The 18,822-nt window shown below is 73.0% G+C and carries 12 protein-coding genes and 1 pseudogene; 7 read left to right on the top strand and 6 right to left on the bottom strand.

Annotated elements, in window-relative coordinates; translation table 11 throughout:
- Positions 1 to 25: 25 nt before the first annotated feature.
- On the bottom strand, positions 26 to 2,746 hold the full coding sequence (locus GA0070616_RS07430) for a helix-turn-helix transcriptional regulator (protein WP_091078406.1): 2,721 nt from the start codon (positions 2,744 to 2,746) through the stop codon (positions 26 to 28).
- A 400-nt stretch (positions 2,747 to 3,146) separates the two neighbouring features.
- On the opposite strand from GA0070616_RS07430, the gene GA0070616_RS07425 reads away from it, so the two are divergent.
- Entirely contained in the window at positions 3,147 to 3,710 is a 564-nt protein-coding gene (locus GA0070616_RS07425; RefSeq protein WP_342672260.1) for an RICIN domain-containing protein, read from the top strand.
- A 183-nt stretch (positions 3,711 to 3,893) separates the two neighbouring features.
- On the opposite strand, the gene GA0070616_RS07420 is transcribed toward GA0070616_RS07425, so the two are convergent.
- From GA0070616_RS07420 to mce, 4 genes are all read right to left on the bottom strand, one after another.
- A complete protein-coding gene (locus GA0070616_RS07420) occupies positions 3,894 to 5,828 on the bottom strand; it encodes a hypothetical protein (protein ID WP_091078402.1) in 1,935 nt (644 codons plus the stop codon).
- Between the two features lie 164 nt (positions 5,829 to 5,992).
- A complete protein-coding gene (locus GA0070616_RS07415; RefSeq protein WP_091078399.1) occupies positions 5,993 to 7,252 on the bottom strand; it encodes a DivIVA domain-containing protein in 1,260 nt (419 codons plus the stop codon).
- Between the two features lie 290 nt (positions 7,253 to 7,542).
- Positions 7,543 to 8,898 carry a crotonyl-CoA carboxylase/reductase gene (gene ccrA / locus GA0070616_RS07410; protein WP_091078395.1) on the bottom strand — a complete coding sequence of 452 codons (1,356 nt, stop codon included), beginning with the start codon at positions 8,896 to 8,898 and terminating at the stop codon, positions 7,543 to 7,545.
- A gap of 254 nt (positions 8,899 to 9,152) precedes the next feature.
- Positions 9,153 to 9,626: a methylmalonyl-CoA epimerase gene (mce, locus tag GA0070616_RS07405; RefSeq protein WP_091078392.1), complete on the bottom strand. Its 474-nt coding sequence runs from the start codon at positions 9,624 to 9,626 to the stop codon at positions 9,153 to 9,155.
- 61 nt (positions 9,627 to 9,687) lie between these two features.
- Between mce and GA0070616_RS07400 the strand changes: the two genes are divergently transcribed.
- From GA0070616_RS07400 to GA0070616_RS07375, 6 genes and pseudogenes are all read left to right on the top strand, one after another.
- On the top strand, positions 9,688 to 10,887 hold the full coding sequence (locus tag GA0070616_RS07400) for an acetyl-CoA C-acetyltransferase (RefSeq protein ID WP_091078389.1): 1,200 nt from the start codon (positions 9,688 to 9,690) through the stop codon (positions 10,885 to 10,887).
- A 5-nt stretch (positions 10,888 to 10,892) separates the two neighbouring features.
- Positions 10,893 to 11,918: a methylmalonyl Co-A mutase-associated GTPase MeaB gene (gene meaB / locus GA0070616_RS07395; protein ID WP_091090144.1), complete on the top strand. Its 1,026-nt coding sequence runs from the start codon at positions 10,893 to 10,895 to the stop codon at positions 11,916 to 11,918.
- Between the two features lie 58 nt (positions 11,919 to 11,976).
- Entirely contained in the window at positions 11,977 to 12,393 is a 417-nt protein-coding gene (locus GA0070616_RS07390) for an Asp23/Gls24 family envelope stress response protein (protein ID WP_091078386.1), read from the top strand.
- Positions 12,394 to 12,500: 107 nt separating this feature from the next.
- Positions 12,501 to 14,189, top strand: a complete 1,689-nt coding sequence (gene icmA / locus GA0070616_RS07385) for a coenzyme B12-dependent isobutyryl-CoA mutase large subunit (RefSeq protein ID WP_091078381.1) — start codon at positions 12,501 to 12,503, stop codon at positions 14,187 to 14,189.
- A 147-nt stretch (positions 14,190 to 14,336) separates the two neighbouring features.
- The gene (locus tag GA0070616_RS07380; protein ID WP_091078377.1) at positions 14,337 to 15,263 is read left to right on the top strand and encodes a tetratricopeptide repeat protein; all 927 of its coding nucleotides are present in this window, start codon (positions 14,337 to 14,339) and stop codon (positions 15,261 to 15,263) included.
- Between the two features lie 66 nt (positions 15,264 to 15,329).
- Positions 15,330 to 16,424: pseudogene (locus GA0070616_RS07375) on the top strand (arginase family protein); the annotation flags it as partial.
- A 341-nt stretch (positions 16,425 to 16,765) separates the two neighbouring features.
- Here GA0070616_RS07375 and GA0070616_RS07370 read toward each other — a convergent pair.
- Positions 16,766 to 18,712, bottom strand: coding sequence for a penicillin-binding transpeptidase domain-containing protein (locus tag GA0070616_RS07370; protein ID WP_091078374.1), 1,947 nt, complete (start codon positions 18,710 to 18,712; stop codon positions 16,766 to 16,768).
- Positions 18,713 to 18,822: the final 110 nt, after the last annotated feature.

The following is an 18,822-nucleotide window of genomic DNA, read 5'->3' as shown; positions in this document are numbered from 1 at the left end:
CTGGACTGCGACGTCCCGGCCCGCGTCAGTGGGAGCCGCTCCCGGAGTCCCGCGCGTTCCGGGGGTGCCGGCACGCCTCCCGGCCACCCTCGCCGAGCGTGGCACCCGACTCAACTGTCGTGGCCGCCGCGCCCCCGACCGGGTGGCCGCCCAGCACGTCGGCGAGTGCTGCCCGGCTGCTGAGGCCGAGTTTGGTGTTGATCCGGTACAGATGGTTCTCGACGGTACGCACCGACACGACCAGCCGGTGCGCGATCTCCCGGTTGGACATGCCCTGCGCGGCCAGCGTGCCGATCTCCCGTTCACGCCCGGTGAGGGGCAGCGGGCGGCCCGTGGCCCTCGTCGTCGGGGTCCCGATCCCCTCGCAGTCCTGGATCAGCCGTCGTACTCGCGCCTCAGCCTGAAGCGCGGCCCCGGGCTGGTGCGCCCTGCGGTACGCGACGGTCGCCTGTGCGGCCGCGTCGGCGGCGGCCAGCCGGTCTCCCATCGCTTCCAGCAGGTCCGAGGCCGATCGGAGGGCGTCGCCGTTGTCCGAAGCCAGCGCGATCGCGTGCGCCGCGGCGGCCCGTGCGCGCGGGCCGTGCACCTGACGGGTCAACGCGGTGAGCCGCTCGACGGCTGACCGGTCGCCGAGGCACGTCGCCGTGTGCAGCGCCAGGACCTCGTGGGCGGACTGCCCGGTCGCCGCCGCCACCGACGCGGCCTCCCACGCGAGCGCGACCGCCTCACTGGACACGCCCTGCGCCGCAGCCAGCCACGCCTGTGACAGCAGCATGTCCGGCCGGAGGCACCGGATCATCGGGTGTTCCTGGGCACGCAGCTTCGCCGCCGCCTCTGTCGCGGCCGTCAGTTCACCGGCGAGAGCCAGCGCGCGGACCAGGGGGATCAGGCAGACATGTTCGAAGCCACCAGCCCGGTCGAACGGCTCGAACCCGGCGTACGCCTCACGCAGCCAGCGTAGGGCGCTGACCGGCCGGCCCTGGGCCAGGAGCACGTCTCCCACCAGCAGGCTGGCGATCGCCGTCGGGAGCTCCAGGCCCCGGGCCGACTCCCAACACCTGTGCGCCACGTCGGCGGCCTCCCCGAGGTAGCCCGCCAGGCGCAGGCCGAGCAGCTGCGCGGTGATCAGCGGAAACCGCAGGAAGGCGTACTGCGCCGCGCGGCCCGCCGCAGTCGTACCCTGTGCCACCAGGCTGGCGAGCTCGTCGGCCCGGCCGACGGTGGCCAGGCCGATGACGTATCCGGTCGTGGCGAGGAGGACCGATTCGTCGGGCAGCAGCGGGGATTCGAGTGCCCTCGCCGCGGCCTCGATCGCTCGGACCGGGCGGGCGAGTTGTCCGTCGAACAACGCCCGTAGCGCCAAGAGCTGCCGTCGGCCGTCATCCCCGGCGACCTGGGACTCGGCGGCATCGAGGATCGCCTCCGCCTCGGCGGGCCGGAATGCCATCCACGCCAGGTCGATGGCCTGAGCCATCGTGGCCCGGACCAGCTCGGCATCTGTCCCGGCGGTCGCCGTCAGCACCGCGAAGTCGGCGCCGGATGGACGACTCAGCCCGTTGAAGGCTCCCAACACGATCATGGCTGCTTCGAATCCGCCGCCGGCCGCCTGCGCCGCGCGCCCGAGCCGTACCGCCATGGGGAGGTCACACAGCTGGCCGGCACGGCGGCCCGCCTCGATCAACAGCTGCCGGTCCGGCTCCAGATCCGAGTCCACGGCCAGCACGGCGCGACGGAGGATGTCGTCGGCCCGGTGGCACCCGGCGTCAGCGAGCGCCCGACTGACCCGTCCACGCAGTCGCCGCGCCCGCAGTGTTCCCATGCGGGCGCGCCTGACCTCTCCGAAGAGGGGATGTGCCAGCCTGGCTTCGAGGTGTCGCCCGACAGCTTCGACGTGGATGAGGCCGTCCTCTTCGGCCCGTTCGATCGCAGCCGGGTCGGTGAGCCCGGCGAGCAGGCGGACATCCAACGGCTCTGCGAGGGCGAGCACGTCGACCACCAGAGACTCCGGCTCGGTCAACTCGCCCATCCGGATCGTCACCAGATCTGTCAATCCGGGTGATATCAGCGCCCCGCCGGACCATCGCCAGATCCCCCGGACCGACTGCAGTCGGCGGGCCTCCACCTCCCCGACGACGAAGTGCCGCAGGTACAACAGGTTGCCTCGGGTGAACTCCCACACCCGGCCCACAGTCGTCCGCTCCACGGGGCCGCCCAGCACCGCCTCCAACAGGGCTCCGGTCTGCTGCTGCCCGAGCGGCCCCACCTCCAGCCGTTCGAGGTGGCCGTCCTTCCACAGGCGGGTGACGAGGTCCGGTACCGCCTCGCCGGTACGTACGGTGGCCACCACCACCACCGCGGCCTGTACGACGAGTTGGTGCACCAGGAGCGCCGACATCTCGTCCAGCAGGTGGGCGTCGTCGACCCCGAGGACCACCTGACCGTCGCTCGCATTCGACCGGAAGGCGCCAACGGCTTCGGCCACGAGCACGGTGGGGTCACCGCGCAGGCCACCGAGTAGTCCGGTGAACGCCCCCAGGGCAAGCCTGCGCGACGACGCCGTACCGGTGACCCAGCCAGTGGTGACTCCCCGGTGGCCCGCCAGCGCGACCGCCTCGCGCGCCAGCCTGGTCTTTCCCACCCCGGCCGGCCCGGCCAGCATGATGCCGTGCCCTGCGCCGGCACGGATGGCGGTGCCGATCTTCTGCAACTCTTCCTGACGCCCCGCGAACGGCCACGCTCGCCTCATGTGCGAAGGTTAATGTCGGTAGAGGCGATACAACAGCGTCAATGCGGAAGTGTCTTGTTTCGGTCCTCGTGATGGCGCTGGCGTCGGGCGTACGGGCGGTGTGGCCCCACCAACCAGGTACCGTCCCGTTCGGCCGTCGCCGTCGCGAACCCGTCCGACACCGCAGCCGGGAACGCCCAGCCCTCCCGACCGTACTGTGGGGTGACTGGCTCTTGAGTGCCGCGCTACTCACGACATCGACTCACCTCACAGGTAGCTTTTGACCTGCGCCTGGCTGGCCGGATCTCACGAGCGGACGAGCACGGCCGGTCAGCCTGGATCCGTGCGGCGGCGCCGTCCCGAACCGACGCTCTCGCGTCCCGAACCGACGTCCTCGAAAGAATGGGGTGTTGCGACAATCATGAAAAGGATCGGAAAGGCTCTCGGGATCGTCGCGCTTGCGACGGTCATGGTAATGGCTTTCGGTGCAGTTCCTGCCCATTCGGCCCGGGCGGGCGGCGCGAGGGTCGCACCGCTGATCGTCCCCGTACCCGGTCAGTACTACGAGATCAGATCCCAGGCCGTCCCCTCTCGGTGCCTGGACGTCGCGAACGCCGGAAACGGCGACGGAGTGGCGGTCGTGGTGGCGGACTGCTGGGGTGCCGCCCACCAGAAGTGGCGGTTCGTCGACGTCGGCTACGGCTACTACGACATCCGTCCGCTCAACAGTCAGCGGTGTCTCGACGTGGCGGGGTCGGGCCTCGACCAGGGCGCGCTCGCGATGCAGTGGGCGTGCTGGGGCGGCGCCAAGCAGCGCTGGCGACTCCAGGAGTTCGCGAACGGCTACCACGAGATCAGGAACCAGCTCACCCAGAGGTGCCTGGACATCACCGGCAACGGCCTCGTCCACGGGGCCCGGGCGATGATCTGGGACTGTTGGGGCGGCGCCAAGCAGCGCTGGCTTCTGGTACCGATCAACGCGTGACCTCTGACGTCGTACGACTGACGGGCCCGTCACCGACCGGCCCGTCAGTTCGTGGTGACCCGGGTCGGTGGGGCCGGTTCGCACTGCGGGCCGGTTCCCTGCCGTCGCGGTCCCGAGCGGGAAGATGACCCGGCCAGCGGGCCCACCACCCCCGGGGCCGCATCCGGTGGCGGGACCACCGGGTTACTCGCTCTCGACGGAGACCGTGCTGGGCTTCGCGCTGCGCTCGTCGGTGGTCGGCTTCGTCGGCCGCTTGCCGTTCTCGCCGGTGCTGGTGATCTTCGTCGGCGTCGCCCCCCGGCCACCCTCACCGGGCACCGCGGCGACCGTCGGCTCGCCGTCCACGCCGGCGCTCGCGGCACCCCCGTCGAGGGTCGTGACGGGCTCGGCCGTCGGCTTGGCCAGCGTCGTGCCCGCGTCTCCGGAAGGCGGAGGCGCGCCGCCGTCGACCGCCGGGGCCGGACCGTCGCCGGCCGAGGTCGCCTGGAGGCGCAGCTCCATCAGCTGCCGTTGCAGGTTGTCGGACTCCTGCCGGGACTCCCACGTCTCCTGCCGCAGGTCGGCGAGCTGCTGCTGGGCATGCGCGATCTCCAGCATGACCTTCGCCAACTGCTGGCGGCCCGCCGCCGCCTCCTGCTGCGTCGCCGCGAGGTGCTGCTGCGTCGTTGCCAGGTGCTGCTGGGTGGTGGCCGCGTACTCCTCGAACTGCCGCCGGGAGGTCGCGACGTGCTCGTCGGCCTGGCGACGTTTGTCGGCTGCCTCGGCCTCGGCCCGGCGCAACAGCTCCGCCGACTGCTCCTCCGCCTCGCGGCGCATCGTCACCGCGTCCTGCTCGGCGGCCTCGCGGATCCGGGCGGCACCCTGTTCGATCTCGTTCTTCCGGGCCGTGTACTCGGCCTCCAGCGCGGCGCGACGTTCCTCGAAGCCGGACTCCAGCTCAGCGGCGCGGGCCGTGTGCTGCCCGTCCAACTCCGCGACCCGGGCCTTGTACTGCTTCTCCAGCTCGTCGCGGCGGGCCGTGAACTCCTGCTCGGCGGTCGCCCGGCGCTGGGCCAGCTCGCGGTCGGCTGCCTCCCGCCGGCTGTTGACCTCCTCCTCCACGCCGGCCCGCCAGGCGCCGAGTTCCTGCTGTGTCTGGGTCCGGGTCTGCTGCACGTACGCCTCGGTCTCGCCGCGCATGCGCTGCACGTACGCCTCGGTCTCCGCGCGGCTGCGCTTCGCCGCCTCGGCGGCCTGCGTGGTCAGCCGCTCGGCCTCCTGGCGGGCCTTGTCGCGGGCCGCCCGGCCAGCCTCGGAGGCGTCGTCGATGATCTGCTTGGCCTCCCGGCTGGCCTTCGCATGCGTGGCCCGACCGGCCTCCGTGGCCTGGTCGACGAGGCGCTTGGCCTCCTCGCGCGCCTTGGCGTGCACCTCCTTGGCCGCCTCGCGCAGCTCGGCCGACTCGCGCTGGGCCGTGGCGTGCGCCTCGCGGGCCGTCTCACGCAGCCGGTTCGCCTCCTGCTGGGCCCGGGTGTGGATCTCCTTGGCGGCGTCCCGTAGCTGGACGGCCTCCTGCTGGGCCTTGGCGAGCGCCTCCTCGGCGGTTCTGCGCAGCCTGGCCGCCTCCTCCTTGGCGGCCTTGAGCGCACTGTCCGACTCGCTGCGGCGGGCGGCGGTGTGCCGCTCCTCCTCGGCGCGCCGGGCGGCGAGGGCGATCTCGAAGTCCTTCAACGCCTTGCCGGCCTCGGCACGGGCGTCGGCGATGATGTGCTCGGCGGCGGCGCGACGGGCCTGGATCTCCTCGTTCGCGGCGGAGACGATGTCCTCGGCCTGCTCCTCGGCGAGGGTGAGGATCTGCTCCACCCGGGGACCGAGGTGCCGGAAGGCCGCCCGGTCGACAGTGGCCCCGGGCCGGTGCGTCTGAGCGAGGTCGCGCTGGAGCACCTCCACCTGACCGGCCAGCTTGTGGATCTGTGTGTACGCCTGTTCCCGCTCCGCAGTCAGGGCGGCGATCTCGTGCTCCGCACGAGCGACATACCGGTCGACCTGTCGTTTCTCGTACCCCCGCAGAGCGGACTCGAAGCTGGGCTCCGTGGTCACATCCCCGCCGAGAGCGAACAGTTCCTCGCCGTGCGACATGCCCTCATCCTCACACGCACCGGGCCCTGCTGGGGCGATACGGACGCCCCTGTTGGGAGGTAGTTCACTCTCGGTTGCCGGACGGCCCGGAAGCGCGTACGGCGCGGGGCGCCACCGGTCACCCGGTGTCACCCCGCGCCGTTGTCATGCCCCGGCTGGGCCGGTCAGTTGGACGCGTCGGCGTTCACCTTCTCGTCGGCACCGTCGGCCTTCTTCGCCTCCGGCTTGGCCGCCGCGGCGGCCGGGGGCACCCCCGGCACGATCCCGGCGAGGCCGGAGAGCATCTGCCCGAGCTGGGAGGTGACGGCGTCCTTCTGCCGGGTGAGGTCCTCGACCTCGCGGCGGGCCGCCTGGGTGGTCAGCTCGGCCTCGGTGCGGGCCTCGGTGAGCAGGCGCTGCGCCTCGGCACGCGCCTCGCCGAGGGTCTTGTCGGCCAGCGCCTTGGCCTTCTCGACCGTCTCGGTCGCCGTGCGCTCCGACTCGACCCGGCGGGCCTCGGCGCGCTGCTCGATCTCCTTGGCCCGCTCCTGCGCGGCCCGGGCCCGCTGCTCGGCCTCGTTGACCAGCTTCTGGGTCTGCGCCACCTGGGCGGCGTGCCGCTCCGACTCCTCGCGCTCGGCCTTCTCCCGGCGCTCGGCGAGCTGGAGCTCGAGAGCCTGGAGGTCCTTGTCCCGCTTGTCGCGGGCGTCGGTGAGCAGCTTGGTCGCCTCGGCGCGCTTCTCCTCGGCCTCCCGCGCGGCCTTCGCCCGCTGCTGGGTGATCTCCCGCTCGGCGGTGGCGCGCAGGGTGGCGACCTCCCGCTCCACGGTGCTCTTCAGCTCGGCCACCTCGTGCGCGGTGACCGTGCGAAGCTGCTTCGTCTCGCGCTCGGCGTCCGCGCGCAGGGTGTCGGCCTCGCGACGCGCCTGGACGCGAACCTCGGCGGCCTCCCGCTCCGACGCGGTACGCACGGAGCCGGCCTCGCGCTCGGCGGTGGCCTTCATGGCCGCGGCCTCGGCGCGCGCCTTGTCGGTGATCTCCCGCGCCTCGAGGCGGGCGGCGGAGAGGATGCCCTCCGACTCGCGCTTGGCCTCGTTGCGGTGGTCGTTGGCCTGCTCCTCGGCCAGCCGGAGGATCTGCTCGACCCGGGTGCCCAGGCCGGAGAGGGTGGGCCGGCTGTTCTCCTCGAGCTGCTTGCTGGTGTCGGAGAGCTTCTGCTCCAGAGCGGACAGTCGCTGCTCGGACTGCCGGAGCCGGCGTTGGGCGTCGTTGAGCGCCTGCTCGGCGTCGGCGCGGTCCTTGGTGGCCTGGGAGAGCGCGGCGTTCAGCCGACCGATGAAGTCGTCGACCTGACCGGTGTTGTATCCGCGCAGGCCAACGGTGAAGTCGGGCTGCGAGTTCGCGTTATCGAAGAACGCGAGAGGGGAGGACTGCTGCTGGGGCATTGGGACATACTGGCAGACGCACCAGGGTGCTTCGCAAGAGCGGGGCCCGGCTTTGACGTCCGAAATACATGGTCAACTCGTCGCCCGTCGACGGTCGGACCAAAGGGCGATCTTGGCAGGTCCCGGGCAGGACGGGCAGCACGCGCGCTGACGGGAAAAGGGCCGCGGGGGTTATCGTCCCGCGGCCCTTTGGCATCCGGTCGGCCGATCACGTGAATACGTGCCCGGCCGGCCGGATGAAAGCCCAATCGTCGCTCGCCGTAATGGTCACCGGCGCATCGTCCGTTCCGTCAGCGCCCCCGGAACCGGTTGATCGCCGACTCGTGCCGGGCGCGCCGCTCCGGATCGCGTACCCCCAGGCCGTCGGTCGGGGCCAGGCAGCGTACGCCGACCTTGCCCTGGTGCGCGTTGCGGTGCACCTCGTACGCGGCCTGGCCGGTCTGCTCCAGCGGGTACGTCCTCGACACCGTCGGGTGGACCTTCCCCAGGGCCACCAGCCGGTTCGCCTCCCACGCCTCGCGGTAGTTGGCGAAGTGGCTGCCCACGATGCGCTTGAGGTGCATCCACAGGTAGCGGTTGTCGTACTGGTGGAGGAAGCCGCTGGTGGAGGCGCAGGTGACGATCGTGCCGCCGCGCTTGGTCACGTAGACACTCGCGCCGAAGGTCTCCCGGCCCGGGTGCTCGAAGACGATGTCCGGGTCCTCGCCGCCGGTCAGCTCCCTGATCCGCTCGCCGAAGCGGCGCCACTCGTCCTGGTCCTGGGTCTGCTCGTCCTTCCAGAACCGGAAGCCCTCCGCCGACCGGTCGATGACCAGCTCGGCGCCCATCTTCCGGCACAGTTCGGCCTTCTCCGGCGAGGAGACCACGCAGACCGGGATCGCCCCGCCGACGAGCGCCATCTGGGTGGCGTAACTGCCCAGGCCGCCGGAGGCGCCCCAGATCAGCACCACGTCACCCTGCTTCATGTTCGCGCCGTGGTGGGAGACGAGCTGTCGGTACGCCGTGGAGTTGACCAGGCCGGGGCTGGCCGCCTCCTCCCAGCTCAGGTGGGCCGGCTTGGGCATCAGCTGGTTGGCCTTGACCACGGCCAGTTCGGCCAGGCCGCCGAAGTTGGTCTCGAAGCCCCAGATCCGCTGCTGCGGGTCGAGCATGGTGTCGTCGTGGCCGGCCGCGTCCTCCAGCTCCACCGACAGGCAGTGGGCCACCACCTCGTCGCCGGGCTTCCAGCGGCTGACGCCGGGGCCGACCCGCAGGACCACGCCGGCGGCGTCCGAGCCGACCACGTGGTACGGCAGGTCGTGCCGGCTGGCCAGCTCCGAGGTGCGGCCGTAGCGCTGGAGGAACTTGAAGGTGGACAGCGGCTCGAAGATGCTGGTCCACACGGTGTTGTAGTTGATCGCGCTGGCCATCACGGCGACGAGGGCCTCACCCGGGCCGAGCTGTGGGGTCGGCACCTCCTGCAGGTGCAGCGCCTTGCGCGGGTCCTTCTCGCGGGTGGTCAGGCCGTCGAACATCCGGGTGTCCTCGGCGCGTACCACGACACCCCGGTAGCTCTCCGGTACCGGCAGGCCGGCGATGCCGGCCAACTCCCGACCGGGGTCCGACGACCCCTCCGCCGACATGATCGCTTCGAGGATGTCCTGCACGGTGACCTCCGGTTCTCCCCGCGTCCCGCGCGGGCCTGTGCTGCCATCGTCGGCACCGGTGCGCGCCCGCCGCCATGTCGGTGTCCGACACATCCGGGCCGGTCGCGCTCCTGTGGGGCGGACGTTACTGAACGGTAGCTAGGGTCGGAAGTCCTGTGTGAAAAAGTGCATCGGCGGATGGGTCGGCGGGTGCGCCAGGTCGCGGTGCCGGGGTGCCCGGGGCACCGCGACCTGGGCTGTGTGCCGCACCGGTGTCAGTGGTCGGCGGCCGGCTCCACCAGTTCGACCAGCACGCCCCCGGCGTCCTTCGGGTGGACGAAGTTGACCCGCGACCCGGCGGTGCCCCGCTTCGGGGCCTCGTACAGCAGGCGCATCCCGCGCTCGCGCAGCGCCGCGCAGGCGACGTCGATGTCGGCGACCGTGTACGCCACCTGCTGCACGCCCGGACCGTTGCGGTTGAGGAACTTGGCGATGGTGCTCTCCGGCGTCAGCGGGGCGAGCAGTTGCACGAAGCCGCCCTCGGCCGTCGGTCCCACCGCCAGCATCGCCTCACGGACGCCCTGCTCGGTGTTGGTCTCGGTGTGGACGCAGCGCATCCCGAACGTCCGCTGGTAGAAGTCGATCGCAGCGTCCAGGTCGACGACCGCGACACCGACGTGGTCGATGCGACGCAGTCCGACGTCTGTGACAAAGTCGGCAGCGGGCTCGACGGGGGAGTTCTCAGCCATGACGCTAGTCTGACCGAACAATCGTTAAGGCGTACAGGTCGGCACCCCCTCGGAGGCAGGCATGGCTTCGGTGATCGTCAGCGGCGCGCGGACCCCGATGGGGCGCCTGCTGGGCAACCTCAAGGATCTTCCGGCGACGAAGCTCGGCGGTGTGGCGATCAAGGCCGCCCTGGAGCGTGCCGGCGTCGCCCCCGACCAGGTGCAGTACGTGATCATGGGGCAGGTGCTCCAGGCCGGTGCGGGGCAGATCCCGGCCCGTCAGGCGGCCGTCGAGGCGGGCATCCCGATGTCGGTGCCGGCCCTGACCATCAACAAGGTGTGCCTGTCCGGCCTCGACGCGATCGCCCTGGCCGACCAACTGATCCGGGCCGGCGAGTTCGACGTCGTGGTCGCCGGCGGCATGGAGTCGATGACCAACGCCCCGCACCTGCTGCTCGGTCAGCGTGGCGGCTACAAGTACGGCGACGTCGTGGTGAAGGACCACATGGCCCTCGACGGCCTCAGCGACGCCTGGGACTGCTGCTCGATGGGTGAGTCCACCGAGCGGCACGGCGCGCGGCACGGGATCAGCCGGCAGGAGCAGGACGAGTTCGCCGCCACCAGCCACCAGCGGGCCGCCGCGGCGCAGAAGAACGGCCACTTCGCCGACGAGATCACCCCGGTGGTCATCCCGCAGCGCAAGGGCGACCCGCTGGTGATCAGCGAGGACGAGGGCATCCGGCCGGACACCACCGCCGAGTCGCTCGGCAGGTTGCGCCCCGCGTTCGCCTCCGACGGCACCATCACCGCCGGCAGCTCGTCGCCGATCTCCGACGGTGCCGCCGCCGTGGTCGTGATGAGCAAGGCCAAGGCCAAGGAGCTGGGGCTGGCCTGGCTGGCCGAGATCGGTGCGCACGGCAACGTCGCCGGCCCGGACAACTCCCTGCACTCGCAGCCGGCCAACGCCATCACCCACGCGCTGCGCAAGGGCGGGCTGGGCATCGAGGACCTCGACCTGATCGAGATCAACGAGGCGTTCGCCCAGGTCGGTATCCAGTCCACCCGTGACCTCGGGGTCAGCCCGGACAAGGTCAACGTCAACGGCGGCGCGATCGCGCTGGGCCACCCGATCGGCATGTCCGGTGCCCGCCTGGTGCTGACTCTCGCGCTGGAACTCCAGCGCCGGGGCGGCGGCACCGGCGCGGCGGCGCTGTGCGGCGGCGGCGGGCAGGGCGACGCCCTGATCATCCACGTGCCGGCGGGTGCCGAGAGCGGGCAGTGAGCGCGGTGACCAACCCCGTCGACCACGCCCCGGCCACGGCCACCGTTCCGGTGCGTCGCAGCCGGGACGTACCCCTGCTGGTGGAACGGGCCCGGGCGGGCGACCCCCGGGCGGTGGCCCGGCTGATCACCCTGGTCGAGTCCGGCGACGAGACGCTGCCGCGCATCGCGGCGGCGCTCGCGCCCTATGCGGGGCAGGCCCAGGTGGTCGGTCTGACCGGATCCCCCGGGGTGGGCAAGTCGACCACCACCAACGAGCTGGTGCGGGCCCTGCGCGCCCGCGGCCACCGGGTCGGCGTGCTGGCCATCGACCCGTCGAGCCCGTTCACCGGCGGGGCGATCCTCGGTGACCGGGTCCGGATGCAGGACCACGCCACCGACCCCGGGGTCTACATTCGCTCCATGTCCAGCCGGGGCCACCTCGGCGGGCTGTCGGCGGCCACCCCGCAGGCGGTGCGGGTGCTGGAGGGTGCCGGCTGCGACGTGGTGCTCGTGGAGACCGTCGGGGTGGGGCAGGCCGAGGTCGAGGTCGCCTCCCTCGCGGACACCACGCTGGTGCTGCTCGCCCCCGGCATGGGCGACGCGATCCAGGCGGTCAAGGCGGGGATCCTGGAGATCGCCGACGTGTTCGTGGTCAACAAGGCCGACCGGGACGGCGCCGACGCCACGGTGCGCGACATCCAGGGCATGATCGCCCTGGGTGAGCGTGGGCCGGGGCAGTGGCGACCGCAGGTGGTCCGCGCGGTCGCGGCCCGGGGCGAGGGGATCGACGACATCGCCGCCGCGATCGACAAGCACCGGGGCTGGCTGGTCGAGCACGGCGAGCTGCGCCGCCGGCAGGAGGCGCGGGCCGCCGCCGAGGTCGAGGCCATCGCGCTCGGTGCCCTTCGCGCCCGGATCGGTTCGCTGCGTGAGGGTACGCACCTGCCGGCCCTCGCCGCGCGGGTCGCCGAGGGTGCCCTCGACCCGTACGCGGCGGCCGACGAACTGCTCGCCGCCATCGCCCCTGAGGCGTCCACACCGGACCCGTGATGAGTACGCTCGCACCGCCGCGCGACGGGCGTGCGGCGGTGCGAGCGGGCGGGAGACCATGGGCGACGAGGTGACGCGGGAGCTGGCGGTGACGCCGGCCGCGGTGGCGGGCGGGGCGACGCACGTCTCCGACGAGGTGGTGGAGAAGATCTCCGTGATCGCGGCCCGGTCGGTGCCGGGCGTGGCGGAGCTGGGCGGCGACGTGGCCCGGTTCGTCAACGCGATGCTCGACCGGGTCGGGCTCGACCAGGTCGGCGACGCCCGTCGGGGCTGCTCGGCCCACGTCGCGGACGGTGCGGCGGTGGTCAACCTGGTCATCGTGATCACGGCCGGGCACGCGGTGCCGGAGGTGACGGCCGGGGTGCGGGCGAAGGTGACCGAGGCGGTCGAGGCGTACGGGCTGCGGGTCGACGAGATCAACATCCGGGTGGACGACGTGGCGCTCGGCGAGCCGGGGGCGGCGCCCTCGACCTGAGCGTTCCCGCACCTCGGGTTACCCGCCGGTACGAAGTTCCTTAGCGATCGTTCAGGCGGGCCTCTACACTCGGGGTGCAGTCGAGGACTCGAGGAGGAGCCCCGGGGATGAACGCCGACGAGATCGCCGCCGGACGGGCCCGCTGGCAGGCCCGCTACGACGCCGCGCGCAAGCGGGACGCCGACTTCACCACGCTCTCCGGGATGCCTGTCGACCCGGTCTACGGGCCCCCCGAGGGGGTGGCGTACCCGGGCTTCGAGCGGATCGGCTGGCCGGGCGAGTTCCCGTACACCCGGGGCCTGTACCCGACGGGCTACCGGGGGCGGACCTGGACGATCCGGCAGTTCGCCGGCTTCGGCAACGCGCAGCAGACCAACGAGCGTTACAAGATGATCCTCGGTGCCGGCGGGGGCGGCCTGTCGGTCGCCTTCGACATGCCCACGCTGATGGGGCGCGACTCCGACGACCCGCAGTCCCTCGGCGAGGTGGGCCACTGCGGCGTCGCGATCGACACGGCCGCCGACATGGAGGCCCTCTTCGACGGCATCGACCTGGCCGGGGTCACCACGAGCATGACCATCTCCGGCCCCGCGGTGCCGGTGTTCTGCATGTACCTGGTCGCCGCCGAGCGGCAGGGCGCCGACCTGTCCACGCTGGACGGCACGCTCCAGACGGACATCTTCAAGGAGTACATCGCGCAGAAGGAGTGGCTGTTCGACCCCGAGCCCCACCTGCGCCTGATCGGCGACCTGATGGAGTACTGCGCGCGGGAGATCCCCCGCTACAAGCCGCTGTCGGTCTCCGGCTACCACATCCGCGAGGCCGGCTCGACGGCCGCGCAGGAGTTGGCGTACACGCTCGCCGACGGCTTCGGGTACGTCGAACTGGGGCTCTCCCGCGGCCTGGACGTCAACGTCTTCGCCCCCGGACTGAGCTTCTTCTTCGACTCGCACGTCGACTTCTTCGAAGAGATCGCCAAGTTCCGCGCCGCCCGCCGCATCTGGGCCCGCTGGCTGCGCGACGTCTACGGGGCCACCAGCGAGAAGGCGCTCTGGCTGCGGTTCCACACCCAGACCGCCGGGGTGTCGCTGACCGCGCAGCAGCCGGTCAACAACGTCGTCCGTACGGCTGTCGAGGCGCTCGCGGCGGTGCTCGGCGGCACCAACTCACTGCACACCAACGCCCTGGACGAGACGCTCGCGCTGCCGACCGACGAGTCGGCGGAGATCGCCCTGCGGACGCAGCAGGTGCTGATGGAGGAGACCGGGGTCACCAACGTCGCCGACCCGCTCGGCGGCTCCTGGTACGTCGAGGCGCTCACCGACAAGATCGAGGCGGAGGCGGAGGAGATCTTCGCTCGGATCCGGCAACTCGGTGGCGAGGGCCCGCACACGATCGGCCCGATGACCTCCGGCATCCTGCGCGGCATCGAGGACGGCTGGTTCACCGGCCACATCGCCGAATCCGCCTTCGTGTACCAGCAGGCGCTCGAGAAGGGCGACAAGAGGATCGTCGGGGTCAACTGCCACACCGGCACGATCGCCAAGGACCTCGAGATCCTGCGCATCTCACACGAGGTGGAGGTGGAACAGCGCCGGGTCCTTGCCGAGCGCAAGGCGGCCCGCGACGACGCTGCCGTCCGGGCGGCCGTGACGCGGATGGTGGAGGTCGCCCGCAGCGGCGGGAACATGATTCCGGCGATGCTCGACGCCGCCCGCGCCGAGGCCACCCTCGGCGAGATCTGCGACGCCCTGCGCGCGGAGTGGGGTGTCTACCGCGAACCCGCCCGCTTCTGACGCACCGCCCGACTCCCGCCGGCCCCGACGATCGTCGGGGCCGGCGGGAGTGGGTGGTGAGCAGGGCCGGGTGAGGGCGTGACAGGTGCAACTGTCGGCGTCGCGGTTGATCGGAGTTGGGCCGCCAGCATGCGAGACTAGGTAACCATGAGCGACCCACGGATCACCTCGTCGATCTTCACCCGCGGCGCGGTCGACCTCAGCGCGCTGCGCACCCCCACCCCTGCCCCCGCCCGCCCCTCCACCGCCCCCAGCCAGGCCGCCCCGTCGGCGGATCTGCCCGCCGGTGTCCCCGGCGGCGGAGGCGTCACCGTCATCGACGTGACGGAGGCGACCTTCCAGTCGGAGGTGCTGGAGCGCTCGCTGAGCACACCGGTCGTGGTGGACTTCTGGGCCGAGTGGTGCCAGCCGTGCAAGCAGCTCTCCCCGATGCTGGAGCGGCTGGCCGTCGAGGGTGGCGGCGCCTGGGTGCTCGCCAAGGTCGACGTGGACGCCAATCCCCGCCTCGCCCAGATGTTCCGGGTGCAGGGCATCCCGATGGTCTACGCGGTGGTCGGCGGTCAGCCGGTCGACGCGTTCTCCGGCGTGGTGCCCGAGGCGCAGCTGCGCCAGTGGCTCCAGGCGGTGCTCAAGGCCGGCGGCGTCACCGTGGCCGAGCCGGAGGACCCCCGGCTGGACGAGGCCGACGACGCCCTGATGAGCGGCGACCTCGACGCGGCCGAGCAGGCGTACCGCAAGATCCTCGCCGAGACCCCGGCGGACCCCACGGCCGAGGCGGGCCTGGCCCAGGTCGGCCTCGCCCGTCGGGTCGGGGGCACCGACCCGCGGGCCGCGCTCGCCGCCGCCCAGGCCAACCCCGACGACGTCGAGGCGCAGCTCCTGGCCGCCGACGTCGAGGTGCTCAGCGGCATGGCCGAGCAGGCCTACCAGCGGCTCGTCGGTCTGGTCCGGCGCACCGCCGGTGACGACCGGGAGAAGGTACGCCAGCACCTGGTCTCGTTGTTCACCATCGCCGGCCCCGACGACCCCGCGGTCGCCTCCGCCCGCCGGGCTCTGGCCAGCGCCCTGTTCTGAGCACGACATACGCCAGCGCGGGCCGGCGTTCCGGCCGGCCCGCCCGACACCTGAGGACGGGAGCCCATGATGCGCCGGATCGCCGTCCTCGACGCGCCCACCAACCTTGGCCTGCGCCCACCCACCCCCACCTCGGTCCCCGGCTGCGGCAAGGCGCCGGGAGCGTTGCGTGACCACGGCCTGCTGGCCCGCCTGCGGGCCCGCGATGCGGGGCACCTGACCGCGCCCCGCTACGACCCGGGCGGCTGGCGACCCGGCGACGGGGTGTGCCACGCCCGGGAGATCGCCGACTACTCGACGGCCCTCGCCGACCGGATCGGCGCGATCATCGACCGTGGCGAGTTTCCGCTGGTCCTCGGCGGGGACTGCTCCGTCCTGCTCGGTTCCGCGCTGGCCATGCACCGGCTCGGTGAGGCGGTCGGCGGTCGCATCGGCCTGGTCTTCGTCGACGGCCACTCCGACTTCCGGCACCCGGGCAACGCCTCCTACGTGGGCGCGGCGGCCGGTGAGGACCTCGCCCTGGTCACCGGGCGCGGGCAGGCCGACCTGGCGGCCATCGAGGGTCGCCGACCGTACTTCCGGGACATCGACGTGGTGGTGCTCGGCATCCGGGCCCAGGACGAGTACCGCCTCGACCTCCAGGCCGCCGGGATCACCACCCGGCCGGTGCCGGCGCTGCGTGCCGAGGGCGCGGCCCGCACCGCGCAGTGGGCCCACGAGCAGCTCGCCGACTGCGCCGGCTACTGGGTGCACGTCGACGTGGACGTGCTCGACCCGGCGGTGATGCCGGCGGTGGACGCTCCCGACCCGGGCGGGATCGCCTTCGCCGAGCTGGAGATCCTGCTGTCCGGGCTGGTCGACACCCCGCACTGCCTCGGCGTCGAGTTGACCGTCTTCGACCCCGACTACGACCCGGACGGCGCGTACGCGGCCGAGATCGTCAACACGGTGGTGGCCGGGCTCCGGCCGGTCACCGCGCCTTCGGCGCGGCCGCCCCGGCTGCTCGCCGAGCCGCCCGACCCGCGGACCCCGGCACCCCGCCGAGCGGACGGGCGGCCGACGCCGCCGGCCGCGGCCGGCGGAAGGTCCACCGTGGCGGCCGAGGCGTCGGACGGCACGGTGCCGGAAGCCGATGACACCGTCGACCCGGCGGTCGACCGCACCACGGACCACACCGCCGCTCCGGCCGCCGACGCCGGCGTCGACCGGGCCGCCGATGTCGAGAGGGCCGCCGGCGTCGACCGGGCGGTCGATCACGCGGTCGGCCCCGGCTGGGAGCCGGTCGGTCCACCCGCGGCCGCCGGTCCGGGCCTGCTGCGCCGGGTGCCGAAGCCCGACGGGGAGCCGACCGCCGTACCCGGTGCGGAGATCGCCTGACCAGCACCGCCCGGCCCGGAGACGGCCGACGGACACCACCGCTCACCGGGCCGGCCGGGGAACCCGACGGCGGTCGGCCGCGAACCGACACCCGGTGCCGCCCCGGCGAGGTCTCTCGGCCGGGGTCAGCGGGGCAGGGCGCGGAGGAACCGCTCCGCGATCGGCACCGCCGTGCCGCTGCCCGACCCGCCCCTCTCCACGAACACGGCCACGGCCACGTCGTCCTGCCAGCCGACGAACCAGGCATGGGTGTTCGCCGGGTCGTCGTCGTACTCCGCGGTGCCGGTCTTGCCGTGCACCGGCCCGCCCGGCACGTCCCGGAGCGCGCTCCCGGTGCCGGCCGTGACGACCTCACGCATCATCGCCCGGACCGCCGCCACCGCCTCGGCCTTCAGTTCCGGCCCCGACGCGGCGGGCTGGGCGGGGGCCGGGTCGAGCAGCAGCGTCGGCTGTTCGAACCGGCCCCGGGCGACCGCGGCTGTGGCCGAGGCCATCGCCAGCGGGCTGACCAGCGTGGTGCCCTGCCCGATCGCGGCGGCGGCCTGCTCGGTAGCGCCGCCGTTGGCGGAGACCCGGCCGGTGAACGCGTCCAGGCCGACGTCCCAGGTGGCCTCCAGCCCGAGCGAGCGGCCGGTCACGGCGAGCCCGTCCGGGCCGAGCTTCGGCGCCAGCGCCGCGAAGGCGGTGTTGCACGACTTCGCGAAGTCGGTGCGGAACGGCACCGCCCCGAGGGCGAAGTCGTTGGAGTTCCGGAAGGCCCGCCCGTCGACGGTGAAGGTCTTCGGACAGCCGACGGTGGTGTCGGGGGTGACGGCTCCCCGCTCCACCAGCCCCAGTGCGCTGACCATCTTGAAGGTGGAACCGGGAGGCACCTGCGCGGTGAAGGCCAGGTTCTCGCCGGCCGCGCCGGGACCGTTGGCGGCGGCGAGCACCGCGCCGTCGCTGATCCGCACGGCCACCAGGGCCGAGCGCCGCTGCTGCCCGCGCAGGGCCCGGTCGGCGGCGTTCTGGGTCGCCGGGTCGAGGGTGGTGCGCACCGGTCGGCCCTGCTGCGGCTCGCGGCGGAACGGCTCGGCGCCGGTGGGGGCCAGAATGCCGTCGCCGGCGGGGCGTTCCACCACGACGGTGAGCCCGGGGGTGCCGCGCAGCCGTTCGTCCCACCGGCCCTGCAGCCCGCCGTGGCCGACCAGGTCGCCCGGGGAGTACCGGTCGGGGAACCTCGCCAGGTCGTCGGCCTGCGCCGGGTCGACCGTGCCGAGGACCGCGCGGGCGAACTCACGGGTCGGGGCCAGGTCGAGCTCGTCGGCGATGAACCTGGTGCCCGGCAGGTCGTAGATCCTCGGCTTGATCTGCCGGTACGCCTCGTCGCGCAGGACCACCACCTCGACGAACGCGCCCGGTTCCGCCTCGGCGAGCCGTTCCGGCAGGCCGGACAGGTCGACCGGCGGGGTGATCGCCGGCCGGACGGCACGGAAGGCGGCGTCCAGTTGGCGGGTCAGCGCCCCCACGTCGGCGACCGCGTCGGGCTGGACCCCGACCCGTACCACCGCGCGGGGCGCCACGATGGGACGGCCGGAGCCGTCGAGCACGGCGGCCCGGGCCGCCGGATCGCGGCGCAGACCCAGCCGGTCACCGCGGGTGAGCTGTTCCTGCACGACCTTCGGCTCCCAGATCACCTGCCACTGGTCGTCCCGACCCCGGGTGAGCCGGACCGGCCGTTCGTACGCCCAGCGGGTGTCACCGGGCAGGGTCCACTCCACCCGGACGGTCGCGGTGGCGGTGTCCCGGGTGATCGTCGGGTCGCCCTGCCGGGTGAGGGTGGGCGGGGTGTCCGCCAGTTCGCCGGAGAGTTCGCGGATCTCCCGGGACACGGCGTCGGCCGGGACCTTCGCACCGGTCGGGTCGACCAGGCCCACGGCCCGCAGGTCGCCCGAGCGCCAGCCTGCCAGGAACGCGTCCACGCTGCGCTGCGGCCCGTCCTCGCCGGAGCAGGCGGTGAGGGTGGCCGCGGCCACCAGGCAGGCGGCGAACGCCGCCAGCCGGGAGCGGTGGTGGGGGTACGGCTGGTGCATCGGCGGTCCCTCCGGTTCGGTGCTGCCCCCGCACGCTAGTACGGTCGCGCCGTCCGCAATGTCCCCCACCGAGGGCGCTCACGTGCAAAGAGGGAGCCGGGACGGTGTGA

Origin of the sequence: Micromonospora nigra, from assembly GCF_900091585.1 — a bacterium.
In the GTDB taxonomy this organism is placed as follows: Bacteria; Actinomycetota; Actinomycetes; order Mycobacteriales; family Micromonosporaceae; genus Micromonospora; species Micromonospora nigra.
The sequence above is the reverse complement of the archived record's forward strand: the minus strand, read 5'-3'. Positions and strand labels throughout refer to the sequence as shown.